17 protein-coding genes are annotated in these 16,289 nt (G+C 65.7%); 4 read left to right on the top strand and 13 right to left on the bottom strand.

Going from position 1 to position 16,289, the window contains the following annotated elements; translation table 11 throughout:
* The first annotated feature begins 91 nt into the window (after positions 1–91).
* Both QW845_RS28045 and QW845_RS28040 read left to right on the top strand, forming a co-directional pair.
* Positions 92–1,468 (top strand): lipopolysaccharide biosynthesis protein, encoded by a 1,377-nt coding sequence (locus QW845_RS28045; RefSeq protein WP_315804744.1) that lies wholly within the window; start codon positions 92–94, stop codon positions 1,466–1,468.
* Positions 1,469–1,632: 164 nt separating this feature from the next.
* Positions 1,633–2,292: a L,D-transpeptidase gene (locus QW845_RS28040; protein WP_315804743.1), complete on the top strand. Its 660-nt coding sequence runs from the start codon at positions 1,633–1,635 to the stop codon at positions 2,290–2,292.
* A 15-nt stretch (positions 2,293–2,307) separates the two neighbouring features.
* Here the strand turns inward: QW845_RS28040 and QW845_RS28035 are convergent, their stop codons facing one another.
* The 8 genes from QW845_RS28035 to QW845_RS28000 all read right to left on the bottom strand — a co-directional run bounded on the left by QW845_RS28035 (position 2,308) and on the right by QW845_RS28000 (position 9,724).
* Positions 2,308–2,559 (bottom strand): SemiSWEET transporter, encoded by a 252-nt coding sequence (locus QW845_RS28035; RefSeq protein WP_006614646.1) that lies wholly within the window; start codon positions 2,557–2,559, stop codon positions 2,308–2,310.
* 112 nt (positions 2,560–2,671) lie between these two features.
* Complete coding sequence (locus QW845_RS28030) at positions 2,672–3,463, bottom strand: 3-hydroxybutyrate dehydrogenase (RefSeq protein ID WP_315804742.1); 792 nt, start codon at positions 3,461–3,463, stop codon at positions 2,672–2,674.
* Positions 3,464–3,467: 4 nt separating this feature from the next.
* Complete coding sequence (locus tag QW845_RS28025; RefSeq protein WP_315804741.1) at positions 3,468–4,643, bottom strand: patatin-like phospholipase family protein; 1,176 nt, start codon at positions 4,641–4,643, stop codon at positions 3,468–3,470.
* Positions 4,644–4,788: 145 nt separating this feature from the next.
* The gene (locus tag QW845_RS28020) at positions 4,789–5,304 is read right to left on the bottom strand and encodes a CAP domain-containing protein (RefSeq protein ID WP_315804740.1); all 516 of its coding nucleotides are present in this window, start codon (positions 5,302–5,304) and stop codon (positions 4,789–4,791) included.
* Between the two features lie 445 nt (positions 5,305–5,749).
* A complete protein-coding gene (locus QW845_RS28015; RefSeq protein WP_315804739.1) occupies positions 5,750–6,787 on the bottom strand; it encodes a sulfate ABC transporter ATP-binding protein in 1,038 nt (345 codons plus the stop codon).
* Complete coding sequence (gene cysW, locus QW845_RS28010; protein WP_315804738.1) at positions 6,777–7,685, bottom strand: sulfate ABC transporter permease subunit CysW; 909 nt, start codon at positions 7,683–7,685, stop codon at positions 6,777–6,779. Before cysW ends, QW845_RS28015 begins: the two co-directional genes overlap by 11 nt.
* An 8-nt stretch (positions 7,686–7,693) precedes the next feature.
* Positions 7,694–8,530, bottom strand: a complete 837-nt coding sequence (gene cysT, locus QW845_RS28005) for a sulfate ABC transporter permease subunit CysT (RefSeq protein WP_315804737.1) — start codon at positions 8,528–8,530, stop codon at positions 7,694–7,696.
* A gap of 207 nt (positions 8,531–8,737) precedes the next feature.
* Entirely contained in the window at positions 8,738–9,724 is a 987-nt protein-coding gene (locus QW845_RS28000) for a sulfate ABC transporter substrate-binding protein (protein ID WP_315804736.1), read from the bottom strand.
* A 296-nt stretch (positions 9,725–10,020) separates the two neighbouring features.
* Between QW845_RS28000 and QW845_RS27995 the strand changes: the two genes are divergently transcribed.
* Entirely contained in the window at positions 10,021–10,617 is a 597-nt protein-coding gene (locus QW845_RS27995) for a hypothetical protein (protein ID WP_315804735.1), read from the top strand.
* On the opposite strand, the gene QW845_RS27990 is transcribed toward QW845_RS27995, so the two are convergent.
* From QW845_RS27990 to cysG, 5 genes are read right to left on the bottom strand one after another with little or no spacing between them, the layout of a single operon-like run.
* Positions 10,614–11,339, bottom strand: a complete 726-nt coding sequence (locus QW845_RS27990) for a phosphoadenylyl-sulfate reductase (RefSeq protein WP_315804734.1) — start codon at positions 11,337–11,339, stop codon at positions 10,614–10,616. The two genes, QW845_RS27995 and QW845_RS27990, sit on opposite strands and share 4 nt — an antisense overlap.
* Positions 11,336–11,854 (bottom strand): DUF934 domain-containing protein, encoded by a 519-nt coding sequence (locus tag QW845_RS27985; RefSeq protein WP_315804733.1) that lies wholly within the window; start codon positions 11,852–11,854, stop codon positions 11,336–11,338. Before QW845_RS27985 ends, QW845_RS27990 begins: the two co-directional genes overlap by 4 nt.
* A complete protein-coding gene (locus QW845_RS27980) occupies positions 11,841–13,496 on the bottom strand; it encodes a nitrite/sulfite reductase (protein WP_315804732.1) in 1,656 nt (551 codons plus the stop codon). Before QW845_RS27980 ends, QW845_RS27985 begins: the two co-directional genes overlap by 14 nt.
* Before the next feature lie 10 nt (positions 13,497–13,506).
* Positions 13,507–13,821 (bottom strand): DUF2849 domain-containing protein, encoded by a 315-nt coding sequence (locus QW845_RS27975; protein WP_315804731.1) that lies wholly within the window; start codon positions 13,819–13,821, stop codon positions 13,507–13,509.
* On the bottom strand, positions 13,822–15,252 hold the full coding sequence (gene cysG / locus QW845_RS27970) for a siroheme synthase CysG (RefSeq protein ID WP_315804730.1): 1,431 nt from the start codon (positions 15,250–15,252) through the stop codon (positions 13,822–13,824).
* A 234-nt stretch (positions 15,253–15,486) separates the two neighbouring features.
* Here cysG and cysD point away from each other — a divergent pair, with 234 nt between their 5' ends.
* Positions 15,487–16,281, top strand: a complete 795-nt coding sequence (gene cysD, locus QW845_RS27965) for a sulfate adenylyltransferase subunit CysD (protein ID WP_315804843.1) — start codon at positions 15,487–15,489, stop codon at positions 16,279–16,281.
* Positions 16,282–16,289 lie beyond the last annotated feature (8 nt).

The raw sequence follows: 16,289 nt of genomic DNA, 5'->3' as shown, positions 1-16,289 counted from the left end.
GACGCGGCGCCGGTCCAACTCAATCTTAACGTTGCGTTGATAGGGAGGACCATCGCCGCCATCCGCGCGGCCGTGGAGCCGGACCCCCGCCGTGGCCGTGATGGATGCCCGCAATGACCCCGCACCGACCGGCCTCGCGGCCCGCCTGAAGGCGCGCTTGGCCGCGCTCGGCGGCAGCGGCGAGGCTTCGCTGACGCGCCGCCTCGCCGGCACCATCTTCCTTATCCGCGTGCTCAGCGCCGGCCTGGCCTATCTCAGCCAGATCCTGCTCGCGCGCTGGATGGGCGGCTCGGACTACGGCACCTACGTCTATGTCTGGACCTGGGTGCTGCTGCTCGGCAGCATGCTCGATGTCGGCATCGCCTCCTCGGCGCAGAAGATCATTCCGGACTACCGCACCTCGGGCCAGCAGGCGCTGCTGCGCGGCTTCCTCTCCGGCGGACGCTGGCTGACCTTGGCGACCTCCACGGCTGCCGCGCTGCTGCTCGCCGGCCTGGTCGCGCTGCTGTCGCCCTGGATCGACGCCGGCGAGCGCATGCCGCTCTATATCGGCTGTCTCACCCTGCCCGCCTTCGTCGTCGCCAACACCCAGGACGGCATCGCCCGCTCGCACGACTGGATGACGCTCGGGCTGATGCCGCAATTCATCATCCGCCAGACGCTGATCATCGGCTTCACCGCCGGCGCCGTCGTGCTCGGTCTCGATCTCGGCGCCACCGCGGCGATGGCCGCGAGCGCGGCCGCGGTGTGGCTCGCGATGCTCGGCCAGATGCTGGTGCTGAACGACAGGCTCCGCCTCCACATCGAACCGGGACCGAAGCAATATGATCTGCGCGGCTGGCTCGCGATCTCGCTGCCGATCCTCCTGGTCGAGAGCTTCTATCTGCTGCTGTCCTACACCGACGTGCTGGTGCTGCAGCAGTTCCGCTCTTCCGAGGAGGTCGGCATCTATTTCGCGGTGGTGAAGACGCTCGCGCTGGTGTCGTTCATCCACTACGCGATGTCGGCGACGACGGCGCATCGCTTCGCCGAATATCACGCGCTCGGCGACAAGGTGCGGCTGTCGGCCTATGTCGCGCATGCCATCAAGTGGACGTTCTGGCCGTCGCTCGCGGCGACGCTGGTGCTGCTCGCGCTCGGCAAGCCGCTGCTGTTTCTGTTCGGCGCGCAGTTCACCGCCGGCTACGACATCATGTTCATCGCCGCGATCGGCCTCGTCGTGCGCGCCGCGATCGGGCCGGTCGAGCGGCTCTTGAACATGCTGGGCCAGCAGCGCGCCTGCGCCATGGCCTATGCGGCGGCCTTCGTCATGAACCTCGTGCTCTGCATTCTGCTGGTGCCGCAGTTCGGCGGCCACGGCGCCGCGGCGGCGACCTCGCTGTCGCTGGCCTTCGAGACCGTGCTGCTGTTCCGGATCGTCAAGCAGCGGTTGGGGCTGCATGTCCTCGCCTTCGGCAAGGCATCTTGAGGAAACCATGTTGACGCATCTGTTGCGTCATCTTGTCCTCGTCTTGTCGGAACTGCGAGCGCAGCGCGCCGCGCGCGACGATCACGCAAGTGTTGGGTGCAACGCCTTGATATTGGCGCGATCCTCCAGGCACATGATTTGATCGCGCGCTGGGGGAGAATGAGATGTCGAGACTGGGGGTCGCACTCTCGCTGGCCGGAACCGTGATGCTGGCCGGCTGCATGGAAGCGACGCTGTCGCCGACGTCGGACGCGGCGTTGACGCCGCGCGACCGCCAGTTGCTGTCGCGCGCGCCTTATGCCGAGGCGCAGATCCCGCAACAGTTCCAGCGGCACATCGTCGACTACACAAGGCAGGAGCAGCCGGGCACGATCGTCGTCGATACCGATGCGCGCTTCCTGTACTACGTTCTGCCGGACCGCAAGGCGATCCGCTACGGCGTCGCCGTCGGCGAGGAGGCGATGGCGTTCTCCGGCGTCGCCACGGTCGGCAAGCTCGCCGAATGGCCGGACTGGGTTCCGACCGCCGACATCCAGGCGCGCCTCGGGCCGTATCCCAAGCGCGTCGCCGGCGGCCCGGCGAATCCGCTCGGCGCCCGCGCGATCTATCTGTACGAGGGCAACAAGGACACCCTGTACCGCATCCACGGCACCAACCAGCCCGAATATATCGGCCAGGCGATCTCGTCGGGCTGCATCCGCATGACCAACACCGACGTCGCCGACCTCTACACCCACGTCCAGCTCGGCTCGACCGTGGTCGTGCTGCCTCCGGGCCAGAGCGTCGCCTCCACCACACCGAACGTGTTCGCGCGCCGTAGCTGATCGGCTGGCGTCCCGCTAGCCGTAGCGCAGCTTCAAGCCGAGGATCGCCGCCACCAGGCCGAGCGTGATGGCGTTGGCGACGACCAGCGGCAGATCGCTGATCAGCGCGCCGTACAGCAGCCACATCGAGTTGCCGGTGGTCTGCAGCACGAACATGCCCATCGAGATGTCATGGGTCGAGCGCGAGCGCCAGGCCTTGATGACCTGCGGCAGGAACGAGCATGTGGTGCAGGTGGCGGCGCCGAGGCCGATGATGGTGGTCAGCAAGGTGAGGTCCGTGGGCGTGCGTCCAAGAGAAGCACGCTTGTAGAACGGACCGCGCCGAAGCGAAACCCGCCTCGGCGCGAAACTGGCGCTTTGTCCGGCGCTTGCGCAGCGATCAAGCCGCGGTCCAGCCGCCGTCGATCGAGAGATTGGTGCCGGTGATCTGCGCCGCATCGTCACCGCACAGGAACAGCGCCAGCGCCGCGACCTGCTCGGATGTCACGAACTCCTTGGTCGGCTGCGCCGCCAGCAGCACGTCGTTGATGACCTGCTCCTTGGTGAGGTTGCGCGCCTTCATCGTGTCCGGAATCTGCTTCTCGACCAGCGGCGTCCACACATAGCCCGGCGAGATGCAGTTGCAGGTGATCTTGAAGGTCGCGAGCTCGAGCGCCACGGTCTTGGTCAGGCCGGCAATGCCGTGCTTGGCCGAGACATAGGCCGACTTGAACGGCGAGGCGACCAGCGAATGCGCCGACGCCGTGTTGATGATGCGGCCCCAGCCGCGCTTCTTCATGCCGGGCACCGCGGCGCGGATGCCGTAGAACGCGGAGGATAGGTTGATCGCGATGATCTGCTCCCACTTCTCCGGCGGGAAGTCCTCGACCGGCGAGACGAACTGGATGCCGGCATTGTTGACGAGGATGTCGACCGCGCCGAACGTGGTCTCGCCGAGCGCGATCATGCCGGCGATCTCGGCCGGCTTGCTCATGTCCGCCGGCGAGTGCACGGCCTTGACCTTGTAGTCGCTCTCGATCGCCGCCCGCTCCTTCTCGATATCGGCAGGCGCGCCGAAGCCGTTGAGCACGATGTTGGCGCCGGCGGAGGCGAAGGCGCGTGCATAGGCCAGCCCGATGCCGCTGGTCGAGCCGGTCACGACCGCGGTCTTGCCCTTCAGATTCGTCGTCATTGCTTCACTCCTTCTTGGCGGCAGCGGGACTGCCGTCCTGCGTGAGATCGTAGGTGACCATGGTCTCGCCGGACTGCGGCCGCTGCAGCCAGTCCTTGTGGCGCATCGACTGGTGGACGTCGCGCACGCCCGCCTCCCAATGCTCGACCATCGCGACATGGGAGAAGTCGTAGTCCTTCGATGAGCTCTCGTAGCTCTTGCTGCGATAGATCAGGTGCACCACCGTCACCGTGTTCTCCTGCGCCGCCTTGCACAGGATCTCGAGCGACGGATCGTTGCGCAGCTCGTCCGGCAGCCGGGCGTAGAGCTCGCGCAGCGCCTTGCGCGTGTTGTGGATCATGCGGTTCTTGTCGGTGTTCATCCGCGTCCGGCTGGAATAGCGAATGTCCTTCTCGCGCTCCGCGGCCTCCAGCAGCGTTCGCGGCAGATCGCCGCGCGCGGAGAACAGATCGACCTGGAAGATCAGGAGATCGCGATCGGTCTCCATGTCGAGCACGTAGTCGAGCGGCGTGTTGGAGGCGATGCCGCCATCCCAATAGTGCTCGCCATCGATCTCGACCGGCGGGAAGCCGGGCGGCAGCGCGCCCGACGCCATGATGTGCTCGGGCCCGATCCGCTTGCCCCGCTTGCTGAATTCGACATTGTCGAAATAGGTGAAATTGCCGGTGGTGACGCCGACGGCGCCGACGGAGAGCCGCGTCTTCAGATCGTTGATGCGGTCGAAATCCACCAGCCGCTCCAGGGTCCGCTTCAGCGGCGCGGTGTCGTAATAGCTGACCGACTGCGGCGTGCCCGACGGCCACAGCGGCGCCGGCGGAAAGCGCGGCGTGAAGAAGCCGGGCACGCCGAAGGCCGCGATCAGCCCGGCGCTGACTTCGTTGAAGGCCGAGCGGTGATGATCACCATTGAGCAGCGGCTTCCACGGCACCGGCGACGACACCATCTCCCAGAATTCCTTGAGACGGCCGATGCGTTTCTCGCGGTCGTTGCCGGCGATGATCGCGGCATTGATGGCGCCGATCGAGATACCGGCAACCCATTCCGGTTCGAAATCAAAATGGCACAGCGCCTGATAGGCGCCGGCCTGATAGGAGCCAAGCGCGCCACCGCCCTGCAGGACGAGCACGCGTTGCGATTCGGCTGGAGTTGCAGGCAGCGGGGGAAATGGATGTTGCGTCATCACTGCGGTCATTAGCAAAGCAAGGCGCCACCGTGGCGTCACTTCGCGGTGACGTCAATCCACCCCCAGGGATAGCACCCTGCACCGGGACGCGTGTCGGCGTCGAGCGAGCCTCCGCTGCACAGGCCCGGAGCGGGCCTGCCCGTTATGACGGCTTCTTGCCGTCCGGCGCGGCGAGGATCATGGTCCAGAACACCTTGTACTTGGTGTTCGGAGCATAGCTCGCGGCGATGCCTATTTTTGTGACACCGCTCTTGAGCATGTTGGCGCGGTGGGGCGGCGAGTCGCGCCAGCCGGAAAACGCTTCCGCCAGCGTGTGATAGCCGGCCGACACGTTCTCGACCGCGACGGTGGCGTCGTAGCCCGCGCCGTTCAGCCGCTTGGCCAGCGGGGCGCGCACGTCATGATCGAGCTTGTTCTTGTCGGCCATCGCCTGCGACTGCGACTCCGCCAGCCGCATCAGCTCGGGATCGACCTCGACCGTGCCGAGCCCGTTGTTCTGGCGGTATTGCGAGATCATCGTCGCGGCAGCGACAGCATCGAGCTTGGCGCCTGCGACCGCCATGTCGGCATACATCGTCGGCGCCTGCACGACCGGCGTCTCGGCCGCGCAGCCGGCGAGCAGGAATGCCAAGGAGAAAGCGAGTGCCCGATGCTTCAATGAACCAGTCCCTATGCCGATACGAGAGGCGGGTTGTTGCACATCAACCGTGGCTGAAAGGTGAATCGGCGGTATGTTCCGTCGGTACAATTGCGGCCATTCCGGCCGGTTACGGTTCGTTGACCATAAGAGCGGCGCGGTCAAGCCTGCCGGGTGGGACAAAGCCTCTTTAGCCCTGCCAATCGTGTGACGAGCAAGGCGCCCCAAAGCCGGTGTCGTCCCGGCCTCCGCGCCGGGACCCATAACCCCAGGGAGTGGTTCGAGGCAGGCGGGACGACCAGCCGTTTCTAGCCGCGACATCACCCGGTATGGGTCCCGGCGTTCGCCGGGACGACAGCGGAGGCTACGGCGCGCAGCTGCGCCAATTAGGACGTTGCCGGGCTTCCTGTTTGGCCGACTGTCTTGGACCAACTACCTATAGTCGGGGGCTGAGCTCAGCGTGTCGTCACCCGCCCGCAAAAATCCGATAGTGCCGTGGCTTCAATCCGACCCGTTCGCCGATGCGGAGGTCGCGGTCGCGTGGCGCGTCGATCTCGATGGTGGATCCCTCCGTCAGCGCGATCTCGGCGCGCTGCACCGGGCCGAAGCTGCGGACGTGGGTCACGGCACCATGCAGCGTGCCGCTGTCAGCCGGACCGATCAGCATGTCGTGACGACGCACGAACAGAGTGGACGCGCCCGCGGCATCGCCAGGCGCAGCAATGTCCAGCGGCCGTCCGTTCAGATGCACGGCGCCGCCGGTGATCTCCACCGGCAGCATGATCGACTCGCCGATGAAGCCGTGGACGAAGGCGGTCGCCGGCGCGTCATAGACGTCGCTCGGCGAGCCGACCTGCTCGATGCGGCCCTTGTCCATCACCACCACGCGGTGCGCGACCTCGAGCGCCTCCTCCTGGTCGTGGGTGACGAAGATCGAGGTGACGTTGATGGAGTGATGCAGGGTGCGCAGCCATTGCCGCAGCTCCTTGCGTACCTTGGCATCGAGCGCGCCGAACGGCTCGTCGAGCAGGAGGATGCGCGGCTCGATCGCGAGCGCGCGCGCCAATGCGATGCGCTGGCGCTGGCCGCCGGAGAGCTGGCTCGGATAGCGGTCGGCGAGCCAGTCGAGCTGGACGAGATCGAGCAGCTCCTTCACGCGCGCGCGGATCTCGGCCTCGCTCTTGCGGATGCGGCGCGGCTGCACGCGCAGGCCGAAGGCGACGTTCTCGAACACGTTCATGTGCCGGAACAGCGCGTAGTGCTGAAACACGAAGCCGACGTGGCGCTCGCGCGCGCCGCGATCGAGCGCACTCTCGCCGTCGAACAGGATCTCGCCGGAGTCGGGCCATTCCAGCCCCGCGATGATGCGCAGCAGGGTCGTCTTGCCCGATCCGGACGGGCCGAGCAGCGCCAGCAATTCGCCGTCAGCGACCTTGAGATCGACGCCGTCGAGCGCCTTGAAGGTGCCGAACGTCTTGACGACACCCCTGACTTCAATGGTCACGCGGACCTCCCTCATCGAGTTGCCGTTCGAGGACGGTTTTGACGACCAGCGTGATCAGCGCGAGCATCGCCAGCAGCGAGGCGATCGCGAACGAGGCGACCATCTGGTATTCGTTGTAGAGAATCTCGACCAGCAGCGGCATCGTGTTGGTCTCGCCGCGGATGTGGCCGGACACGACCGAGACGGCGCCGAACTCGCCCATCGCACGTGCGTTGCAGAGAAGCACGCCGTACAGCACGCCCCATTTGATGTTCGGTAAGGTGACGCGGAAGAAGGTCTGCAGGCCGGACGCGCCGAGCGAGACCGCCGCCTCCTCTTCCTGCGTGCCCTGCTCCTGCATCAGCGGAATCAGCGCGCGGGCGACGAACGGGAACGTCACGAACACGGTCGCGAGCGCGATGCCGGGAAAGGCGAACAGGATCTGCAGGCCATGGCGCTGCATCCATGGACCGAAGAAACCCTGCGCGCCGAACAACAGCACGAACACGAGGCCCGAGATCACCGGGCTCACCGAGAACGGCAGATCGATCAGGGTGATCAGGAACGTCTTGCCCGGGAAGTCGAACTTGGCGATCGCCCAGGCGGCGCACAGGCCGAACACGAGATTGGTCCCGACCGAGACCAGCGCCACCAGCAGGGTGAGGCGGATCGCGTCCCACGCCTCGGCATCGGCGAGCGCGCTGAAATAGGCCGCGATGCCCTTGCCGAACGCTTCCACGAACACGACGATCAGCGGCAGCACCACGAACACCGACAGGAACGCCAATGCCAGCGTCGTGATGACGATGCGGACCAGGCGCGGCTCGGTACGCGGATCGGGTCGGCCGGCCTGCGCGACGCGCCGGCTGGTCGCGGACGATGCCACGGACGGCGCCTGCAGGGTCATCTCCACGCTCATGTCGGGTCCTAGTTCAAGGGCGCCCGGCTCTGCGCCCAGCGCTGCAACCGGTTCACGGCAAAGATGATCAGGAACGCCACGACGAGCATCACCACCGCGATCGCGGTGGCATCGGCGTAGCGGAATTCGGACAGCCGGATCACGATCAGCAGCGGCGCGATCTCGGAGACGTTCGGCAGATTGCCGGCGATAAAGATCACCGATCCGTACTCGCCGACCGCGCGCGCAAAGGCGAGTGCGAAGCCAGTGAGCAGCGCCGGCGTCAAGCTCGGCAGGATCACGCGGGCCACGATCTGCCAGCGCCCGGCGCCGAGGCTCGCCGCCGCCTCCTCGATCTCCGGATCGAGATCGATCAGCACCGGCTGCACGGTGCGGACGACAAAGGGGATGCCGATGAAGATCATCGCAACGAAGATGCCGAGCGGCGTGAACGCCACCTTGATGCCCATTGCGGCGAGCGGCGCGCCGAGCCAGCCCTTCTGGGTGAACAGCGCCGTCAGCGCCACGCCCGCCACAGCGGTCGGCAGCGCAAAGGGAACGTCGACGATCGCGTCGAACAGGCGGCGCCCCGGAAAGCGGTAGCGCACCAGCGCCCACACGACGATGGTGCCCATCACCAGGTTCACGCAGGCCGCGGCGAAGGCGAGTCCGAACGAGATCTTGAGCGCGCTCAAGGTGCGCCGGCTGGTGACGATGCCCCAGAACTGGTCGAGGCTGAGATCAGTCGAGCGGACGAACAGTCCCGCCAGAGGAATCAGAACGATCAGCGACAGCCAGGTCAGCGTCAGTCCCATGGTGAGACCAAAGCCCGGCAAGGTGCTGCGGCGTGGTGCAAGTACGTTCAAAAAAAGGCCTGGTCCGTTGATGATCAGTGTCGATAGTCGGTGTCCGCCCGCGGCCCCCCGTCTCGTCTTGTCGATCGAGACCGGGGACAGCGTCTCACGCGCAATGTCGCAGATTGCCGCAACACCAGCTTACTGCCTTCGTTTTTTCTGCCTTGCCGTCGAGGCCGTAGCAGACCGGCGGTCACCAACTCGTTCCCTATGATTCGATCAATTCTTGTAGATTTGATCGAAGATCCCGCCTTCCGCAAAGTGTTCCTTCTGAGCCTTGGTCCAGCCGCCGAACACCTCGTCGATGGTGAACAGCTCGACCTTGGCAAAGTCAGCCTCATGCTTCTTCGCGACCTCAGGATCGCGCGGACGGTAGGAGTTGCGTGCGGCAATTTCCTGACCTTCCTTTGTATACCAGTATTTCAGGTAGGATTCAGCCACACTTCGCGTGCCCTTCTTGTCGGCCACCGAGTCGACCACCGCAACTGGCGGTTCGGCCAGGATGGAGAGCTGCGGCGCGACGATCTCGAACTTGTCCTTGCCGAACTCACGCAGGGCCAGATGCGCCTCGTTCTCCCAGGCGAGCAGAACGTCGCCGACCCCGCGCTCCACGAAGGTCACGGTGGCGCCGCGGGCGCCGGTATCGAGCACAGGGACGTGCTGATAGAGGTCGCCGACGAACTGCTTGGCCTTGTCGGCCGAGCCGAACTTCTTCAGCGCATAGCCCCAGGCGGCCAGGTAGTTCCAGCGCGCGCCGCCGGATGTCTTCGGATTGGGCGTGATGACGTCGACGCCCTTCTTGAGCAGATCGTCCCAGTCCTTGATGCCCTTGGGATTGCCTTTGCGCACCAGGAAAACGATGGTCGAGGTGTAGGGCGATGCATTCTGCGGCAGCCGCTTCTGCCACTCCTTGTCGAGCAGCCCCCTGCCGGCGATCGCGTCGATGTCATAGGCAAGCGCCAGAGTCACGACATCGGCCTGCAGCCCGTCGATGACGCTGCGGGCCTGCGCGCCGGAGCCGCCATGCGACTGCTTGACCTCGACGCTCTTGCCGGTCTCCTTCTGATAGCTCGCCGCGAACGCCTTGTTGAACTCGACGTAGAGCTCACGGGTCGGGTCGTAGGAGACGTTGAGCAGGGTGATGTCGGCCGCATAGGCCGGGCCTGCCCATGCCAGTCCCGCGACCACAGCCAGAACACGCCGCATGATTCGAGCACTCCATTTCCAGGCCCCGCGATGTTGCAGGCGCGCACGCCAGATCGCCGGATGTGCACGTCAGAGTCAACGAAAGCGGATTTTCTTGTTTCCGGCAGGACATGGGCATTTTGCTATGAAGCGCCGCGCAACGGGATTGGCATTCTTCGCCGCGACACATTGCCGTCATCGGCGCGCTGGTGACCACGATAGGGCGCGATCTCGAAAAGATTGCAACAGGGCGAGGCTTGACATTGTTCACTTTATGTTCGCAAAATAGCCGGCAACCTCAGCAGGAGAACAGAGCGGTGGCAACGAGGGACGTGATCGACGGGAGCGCACTCGCACGCTGGCTGAAGCTGGCCATCATGACAATCGTGTTGCCCGCTTTCCCCGCTCTGCTGGTGATGTCCACGGTCGCCCGGGCCGACGATCGGACCGGCTTCCGGGTCGGCGAGATCGACGGCGGCCCGGTTGCCCGGATCGACGTTCGGCTAAAGACGAAGAAATATCCGGGAATGCTGCGCTGCCTCGATCAATCCATAGCGCTCTATATCGTCGACCGCGATGGTGCTGTCCCTCCGCCTCTCCGCAATCTCAAGGACAGGCCCGCGGAATTGCAGGATGCCAAGCAGCGCACGCTGAAAGCGTCTGCGACCTATCTGCCTGGCAAGACGGCGAAGGACGGCGTCATGCTGTTCAAGGTTGAGGGGCTGAAGGCCTCGTCTTTCGCAGGCACCGGATTGATGCTCTGGGATCTCGCGCCGCCTGACTCTGCAGATCTCAGCGCGACCGCCGACAAGATCATATGGGCGGACACTGTGACCAACTTCACCTTTGTGATCCGGGCCGACAACGGCGAACAAGTGTTACCGACGGTCCTGAAATCCTGTGGTGTCTCTTAGCTCGACGACGTCACCACCGTGTGGATGCCGCATTCCGTCTTGCCGCGGCCCCGCCAGCGTCCGGCGCGGTCGTCCTCGCCGGTGTCGGAGCGGCTGGTGCAGGGCATGCAGCCGATCGAACGGAAGCCGGCGGCCATGAGCGGATGCTGCGGCAGGTTCGCGGAGCGATAGATGTCCGCGATGTCTTCGCGGGTGACATTGGCGAACGGGTTGAACTTCGCCCGGGCGCCGTCCTGCTCGACGACTTGAATCGCGGCACGCAGGCCGCCCTGGAAACGCTTGCGGCCATTGATCCAGGCCGTAAACGGCACCAGCGCGCGCGCCAGCGGCTCGACTTTGCGGATCCGGCAGCAGGCGTCGGGGTCGGAGAACCACAGCTCGTTGTCGGCGTCCTCGCGCTTCAGTGCTGCGGCATCCGGCTTGATCGAGCGCACGTCGCGCAGGCCGAGGAGCTCGATCAGCTGGTCGCGATAGGCGAGCGTCTCTGCGAACATGTGCCCGGTGTCGAGGAAGATCACCGGAATCGCCGGATCGACATCGGCCGTGACCTTCAGCAGCGCCGCCGACTCCGTGCCGAACGACGACACCACGGCGAGCCGCTCGCGCCCGATCGCCCCGAGAGCGGCAGCAATGATCTCCTGCGGCGCAGCGGTGCGCAACGCGGCGTCGAGCGCCGCGACTGGGATCTCCGCAACGGAAGGCGATGCAGCCAGCGTGCTCACAGCCCGGCACTCTCCGAATGGCGCAGTTGCAGGCGCTGATGCAGCGCGGAGATCCGGCCGTCGCCGGCCGGCTGGTAGAACACCGAATAGCGCTTCACGGTCTCGGTGAAGGCCTCGGCGTCGGCCTGCTTCTTGACCTCGAAGGCGTCGAAGCCGGCGCGCAGCATGAACACGAACTGGTCGCGCAGCACCTGGCCCGTCGCGCGCAGCTCGCCGCGATAGCCATAGCGCTCGCGCAGCAGGCGCGCCTGGGTATAGGCGCGGCCGTCGCGGAAGCTCGGAAACACCAGCGCGACCAGCGCAAGGCGATCGAGGTATGGCACGAGATCGTCGACATCGCGATTGTTCGGCCAGATCACGCCGAGCTTGCCGAGGGCGCGGCTGACCAGCGCGTCGGGGCCGGCGAGGAAGCGCGTCTCCGGGACGAGGATCGCACCCTCTGCCGGCAGCTCGGCATCGTCGGTGATGCGGACGAACGCGTCCGCGATGATGTGTCCGCCCTTAACGAGTGGCATAAACCCGCTCCCTGAATGGTTCGACCCCGAGCCGCTTCACCGTGTCGACGAACAGCTCCTCAGGGTGCGCGCGCAGCGCAAGATAGGCTTCGACGATGTCCTCGACGACATCGGCCACTTCGGCATAGGGTACCGCGGGTCCGATCAGGGTGCCGAGCGCGGCGCCCTCGTCGGCACGGCCGCCGATCGTGATCTGATAGAATTCCTCGTTGTTCTTCTCGACGCCGAGGATGCCGATATGGCCGACATGGTGGTGGCCGCAGGCATTGATGCAGCCGGAGATGTTGATGTGCAGCCGGCCGATCAGGTTCGCCGTGTCGTGGTTGGCGAAGCGCCGCGTGATCTCCTGCGCGATCGGAATCGAGCGGGCGTTCGCCAGCGAGCAGTAGTCCAGGCCCGGACAAGCGATGATGTCGGAGACGAGATTGACGTTGGGGATGGCGAGCCCGATCGCCTCGAGCGCCTTCCACACCGCCGGCAGATCACGCTTGCGGACATGCGGCAGCGCCAGGTTCTGCTCATGCCCGACGCGGATCTCGCCGAACGAGTATTTGTCGGCGATGTCGGCCAGCGCATCCATCTGGTCGGCGGTCGCATCGCCCGGCGGCTTGCCGATCGGCTTCAGCGACACGGTGACGATCGCATAACCCTGCACCTTGTGCGAGACCACCGAGTTCTTGCGCCAGGCCTCGAACTTCTGATCATGCGCGGCCTGCCTGAGCTCGTCCGGCATTGCTGGCTGCGTCTCATAGGCCGGATAGAAGAAGCGCGAGCGGATGTCCTCGACGATGCCGTCGTCCAGCTTGAGCACGCCGTCACGGATCTGCTGCCACTCCTCCTCGACCTCGGCCGCGAACTTCTCGATGCCGAGCTCATGGACCAGGATCTTGATGCGCGCCTTGTAGATGTTGTCGCGGCGGCCGTACTGGTTGTAGACGCGCAGGATCGCCTCGACATAGCTCAGGATGTCATGGCCGTGCACGAACGGCTTGACCGTCTTGGCGATGAAGGGCGAGCGTCCCAGGCCGCCGCCGACCAGCACCTCGAAGCCGGTCTCGCCCTGCTCGTTCTTCTTGAGACGAAGACCGATGTCGTGGATCTTGATCGCGGCGCGGTCGTGCTCGGACGCCGTGATCGCGATCTTGAACTTGCGCGGCAGGAATGAGAATTCCGGATGAAGCGTCGTGAACTGGCGCAGCAGCTCGGCCCAGATCCTGGGATCCTCGATCTCGCCCGGCGCGACGCCGGCCCATTGGTCGGAGGTCACGTTGCGCATGTTGTTGCCGGAGGTCTGCATCGACTGGATGCCCACTTCCGCCAGATCGGCCATCGCATCCGGCAGCTCGGCGAGCTTGATCCAGTTGAACTGGATGTTCTGCCGCGTCGTGAAGTGGCCATAGCCGCGATCGTAGCGCCGCGCGACATGCGCCAGCCTGCGCAGCTGGTTCGACGCCAGCGTGCCATAGGGGATGGCGACACGGTACATGTAGGCGTGCAGCTGCAGATAGACGCCGTTCTGCAGCCGCAGCATCTTGAACTCGTCCTCGGACAATTCGCCCGAGAGGCGCCGCTTCACCTGGTCGCGGAATTCGGCGACGCGCTCGTTGACCAAAGTGCGGTCGATTTCGTCATAAGCATACATGACAGGGCCTTCAGGCTTGAGCCGGGAGCGCGATGGAAGCGCCCGTCAGCCGGATGTGTTCGCGCATGTTGCCGGGCTTGACCGCACCGTCGGCGCCCACCTCGACCGGGGCGATGTAGGGACCGATCGCACCGAGATCGTCGGCCACCGCTTCGGTCAGCAGGGCGCGCGCCTCGTCGGCGGTGCGCACGATCGCCGCATCGGAGAGCTCATCCGACCAGCTCTTGGCGCCGGTGCGGTAGATCACCGCGCCGTCCCAGGTCCGGTTCGCGGTGATGATCGAGGGACCGGCGATCTTGATCTTCTGTTGCAGCGGGGAGGTCATTCAGACGGGTTCCAGGAGTTGTGCGATCACGCCACTGAGGGTCTGCTGACGCCACGGCGCGGAGTGCGCCACGACATCGCCGATGATGAGGATGGCCGGGCCGCCATCGATTTGGCCGACGAGATCCGGCAACTGATCGAGCGTGCCGACCGCCGCCTGCGCATCGGGGCGCGTCACCTTGGCGAACACGCCGACCGGCGTCTGCGGCGAGCGGCCGGCGGCGAGGAGCCCCGCGCGCACCGCCGGCGCCGCGGTCATGCCCATATAGACGACGACGGTCATCTTGGTGTCGGTCAGCGCAGACCAGTCGACCGCCTCGGCATCGCGCTCCTTGTGCGCGGTGAGGAAGGTGATGCGCAGCGCTTTGCTGCGGAAGGTCAAGGGCACCTCGAACTGCGCGGCGGCGCCGAGGCCGGCGGTGATGCCGGGCACGATGGTGTAGGACACGCCCGCCTTGCGCAGCGCGTCGACCTCCTCGCCGCCACGGCCGAACACGAAGCCATCGCCGCCCTTCAGCCTGACCGCGCGCTTGCCCTCGCGCGCCGCCTCGATCAAGAGCTTGTTGACGGCATCCTGGCCGATGCCGGGCTTGCCGACCCTGCGGCCGACCGGCACGCGCGAAGCATCGCGGCGAATGCGGTCGAGAATCTCGGGTGTGACGAGCTCGTCGTAGTACACGACGTCGGCGTCCTGCAGCGCCCGCAGCGCCTTGATGGTCAGAAGATCGGGATCGCCCGGACCGGCGCCGACCAGGGTCACATGCCCGTTGCTGCGGCCGGCATGATCGGCGCCCGCAAAAGCACTGGGATCGGCAATGCCGTGCAGCGCCGCCTCGGCCTCCTGCTTGCGCCCCGCCAGCACCAGCGCGCCGATCGGGCCGTCGACGATGCGCTCCCAGAAGCGGCGGCGCAGCGGCATCTCCGCAATCAGCGGATTGATGGTCTTGCGGAAGTCGCCGATGAAGCCCGCGAGCTCGCCGATCCGCGCCGGCAGCAGCGCCTCGATGCGCTCGCGCACGCGGCGTGCCACGACGGGCGACGAGCCGCCGGTGCCGATCGCCACGACGACATCGCCGCGATCGACGATCGCCGGAAAGATGAAGCTGGAATGCGCGAGGTCGTCCATCACGTTGACGGGCAGACCGACGCTGCGTGCCCGCGCGGACATCGCCACGCCGATGTCGCCGGCGCCCGCGCACAGCACGGCGATGACGCCAGTGAGATCGGCGCTCAGCGGGTCGCCTTCGGCGCGCTCGATCTGGCCGTGCTCATCGCGCAGACCCGCGAGATCGAAGTCGCCGTCGGTGGCGAACCAACGAATCCGCGCGCCCGCGGACAGCAACACGCGAAGCTTGGCGCGCACGAGCTCGCCCGCGCCGATCAGCAGCACGGGGCCGGTCTTCAGGTCGAGAAACACCGGCAGATATTGCATTGCGTTCTTCAGCTTCGGCACTTCGGGGTTGACTGGAATTATTTTCTATATAAGTGTCTCGCCTACGACGTAAAGAGAAAATTATTCCTTGGCTTCGCCATAGAATTTTCTCCCAGGCAGGCGATGGCTGATAGCATGCACATTCTCACCAACGACGTTTCCAGAGATCGGTTGCCCTCCTCCGAGATCGAGCAAGCATCTTCCATGCCGCGCGTCCTCAACGCCGCGCCGGCGATGGACCATCTCGATGAGCTGGAGGCGCAGAGCATCTACATCCTTCGCGAGGCCTTTGCACGGCTGAAGAAGCTGGCGCTGCTGTGGTCGCTGGGAAAAGATTCCAACGTGATGATCTGGCTGGCGCGCAAGGCGTTCTTCGGCCGCGTGCCGTTTCCGGCCATGCATGTCGATACGGCCAAGAAGTTTCCGGAGATGTACGCCTTCCGCGACACCTACGCGAAGGAATGGGGCCTGGACCTGAAGATCGAGCCGTGCCCGCCGATCGATGCCGTCGATCCGACCTTGCCGCCCGCGGCGCGCTCGGCTGCGCGCAAGACCGAAGGCCTGAAGATGGCGCTCGCCAAGCACGGCTTCGATGGCCTGATCGCCGGCATCCGCCGTGACGAAGAGGCGACGCGCGCCAAGGAGCGCGTGTTCTCGCCGCGCGGCGCCGAAGGCCATTGGGACGTGCGCGACCAGCCGCCGGAATTCTGGGATCACTTCAACGCCTCGCCGCCGCAGGGCGCTCACTTGCGCATCCATCCGATCCTGCATTGGACCGAGGCCGACATCTGGGCCTACACGGCGCGGGAGAACATCCCGATCATCCCGCTGTACCTCTCGAAGAACGGCAAGCGCTATCGCTCGCTCGGCGACCAGGACATCACCTTCCCCGTCGCGTCCACCGCCTCGAACATCCCCGAGATTCTCGCCGAGCTCGAAAGCACCAAGGTGCCCGAGCGTGCGGGACGCGCGCTCGACCACGAGACCGAGGACGCCTTCGAGCGGCTGCGCGTCGCCGGCTATCTGTGAGCGGAGCC

The organism is Bradyrhizobium sp. SZCCHNS3002 (assembly GCF_032377435.1).
GTDB lineage: Bacteria > Pseudomonadota > Alphaproteobacteria > Rhizobiales > Xanthobacteraceae > Bradyrhizobium.
Note: the sequence above shows the minus strand (reverse complement) of the source record. Positions and strands in the feature narration are given on the sequence as shown.

What these genes read in the sequence shown, in the direction of transcription:
- QW845_RS27985 (WP_315804733.1), bottom strand. Translation starts at nt 11,854, where the DNA reads ATGCCACTCGTTAAGGGCGGACACATCATCGCGGACGCGTTCGTCCGC.
- QW845_RS28030 (WP_315804742.1), bottom strand. Translation starts at nt 3,463, where the DNA reads ATGACGACGAATCTGAAGGGCAAGACCGCGGTCGTGACCGGCTCGACC.
- cysD (WP_315804843.1), top strand. Translation starts at nt 15,487, where the DNA reads ATGGACCATCTCGATGAGCTGGAGGCGCAGAGCATCTACATCCTTCGC.
- QW845_RS27980 (WP_315804732.1), bottom strand. Translation starts at nt 13,496, where the DNA reads ATGTATGCTTATGACGAAATCGACCGCACTTTGGTCAACGAGCGCGTC.
- QW845_RS28040 (WP_315804743.1), top strand. Translation starts at nt 1,633, where the DNA reads ATGTCGAGACTGGGGGTCGCACTCTCGCTGGCCGGAACCGTGATGCTG.
- QW845_RS27975 (WP_315804731.1), bottom strand. Translation starts at nt 13,821, where the DNA reads ATGACCTCCCCGCTGCAACAGAAGATCAAGATCGCCGGTCCCTCGATC.
- cysG (WP_315804730.1), bottom strand. Translation starts at nt 15,252, where the DNA reads ATGCAATATCTGCCGGTGTTTCTCGACCTGAAGACCGGCCCCGTGCTG.
- QW845_RS28000 (WP_315804736.1), bottom strand. Translation starts at nt 9,724, where the DNA reads ATGCGGCGTGTTCTGGCTGTGGTCGCGGGACTGGCATGGGCAGGCCCG.
- QW845_RS28025 (WP_315804741.1), bottom strand. Translation starts at nt 4,643, where the DNA reads ATGACGCAACATCCATTTCCCCCGCTGCCTGCAACTCCAGCCGAATCG.
- cysW (WP_315804738.1), bottom strand. Translation starts at nt 7,685, where the DNA reads ATGAGCGTGGAGATGACCCTGCAGGCGCCGTCCGTGGCATCGTCCGCG.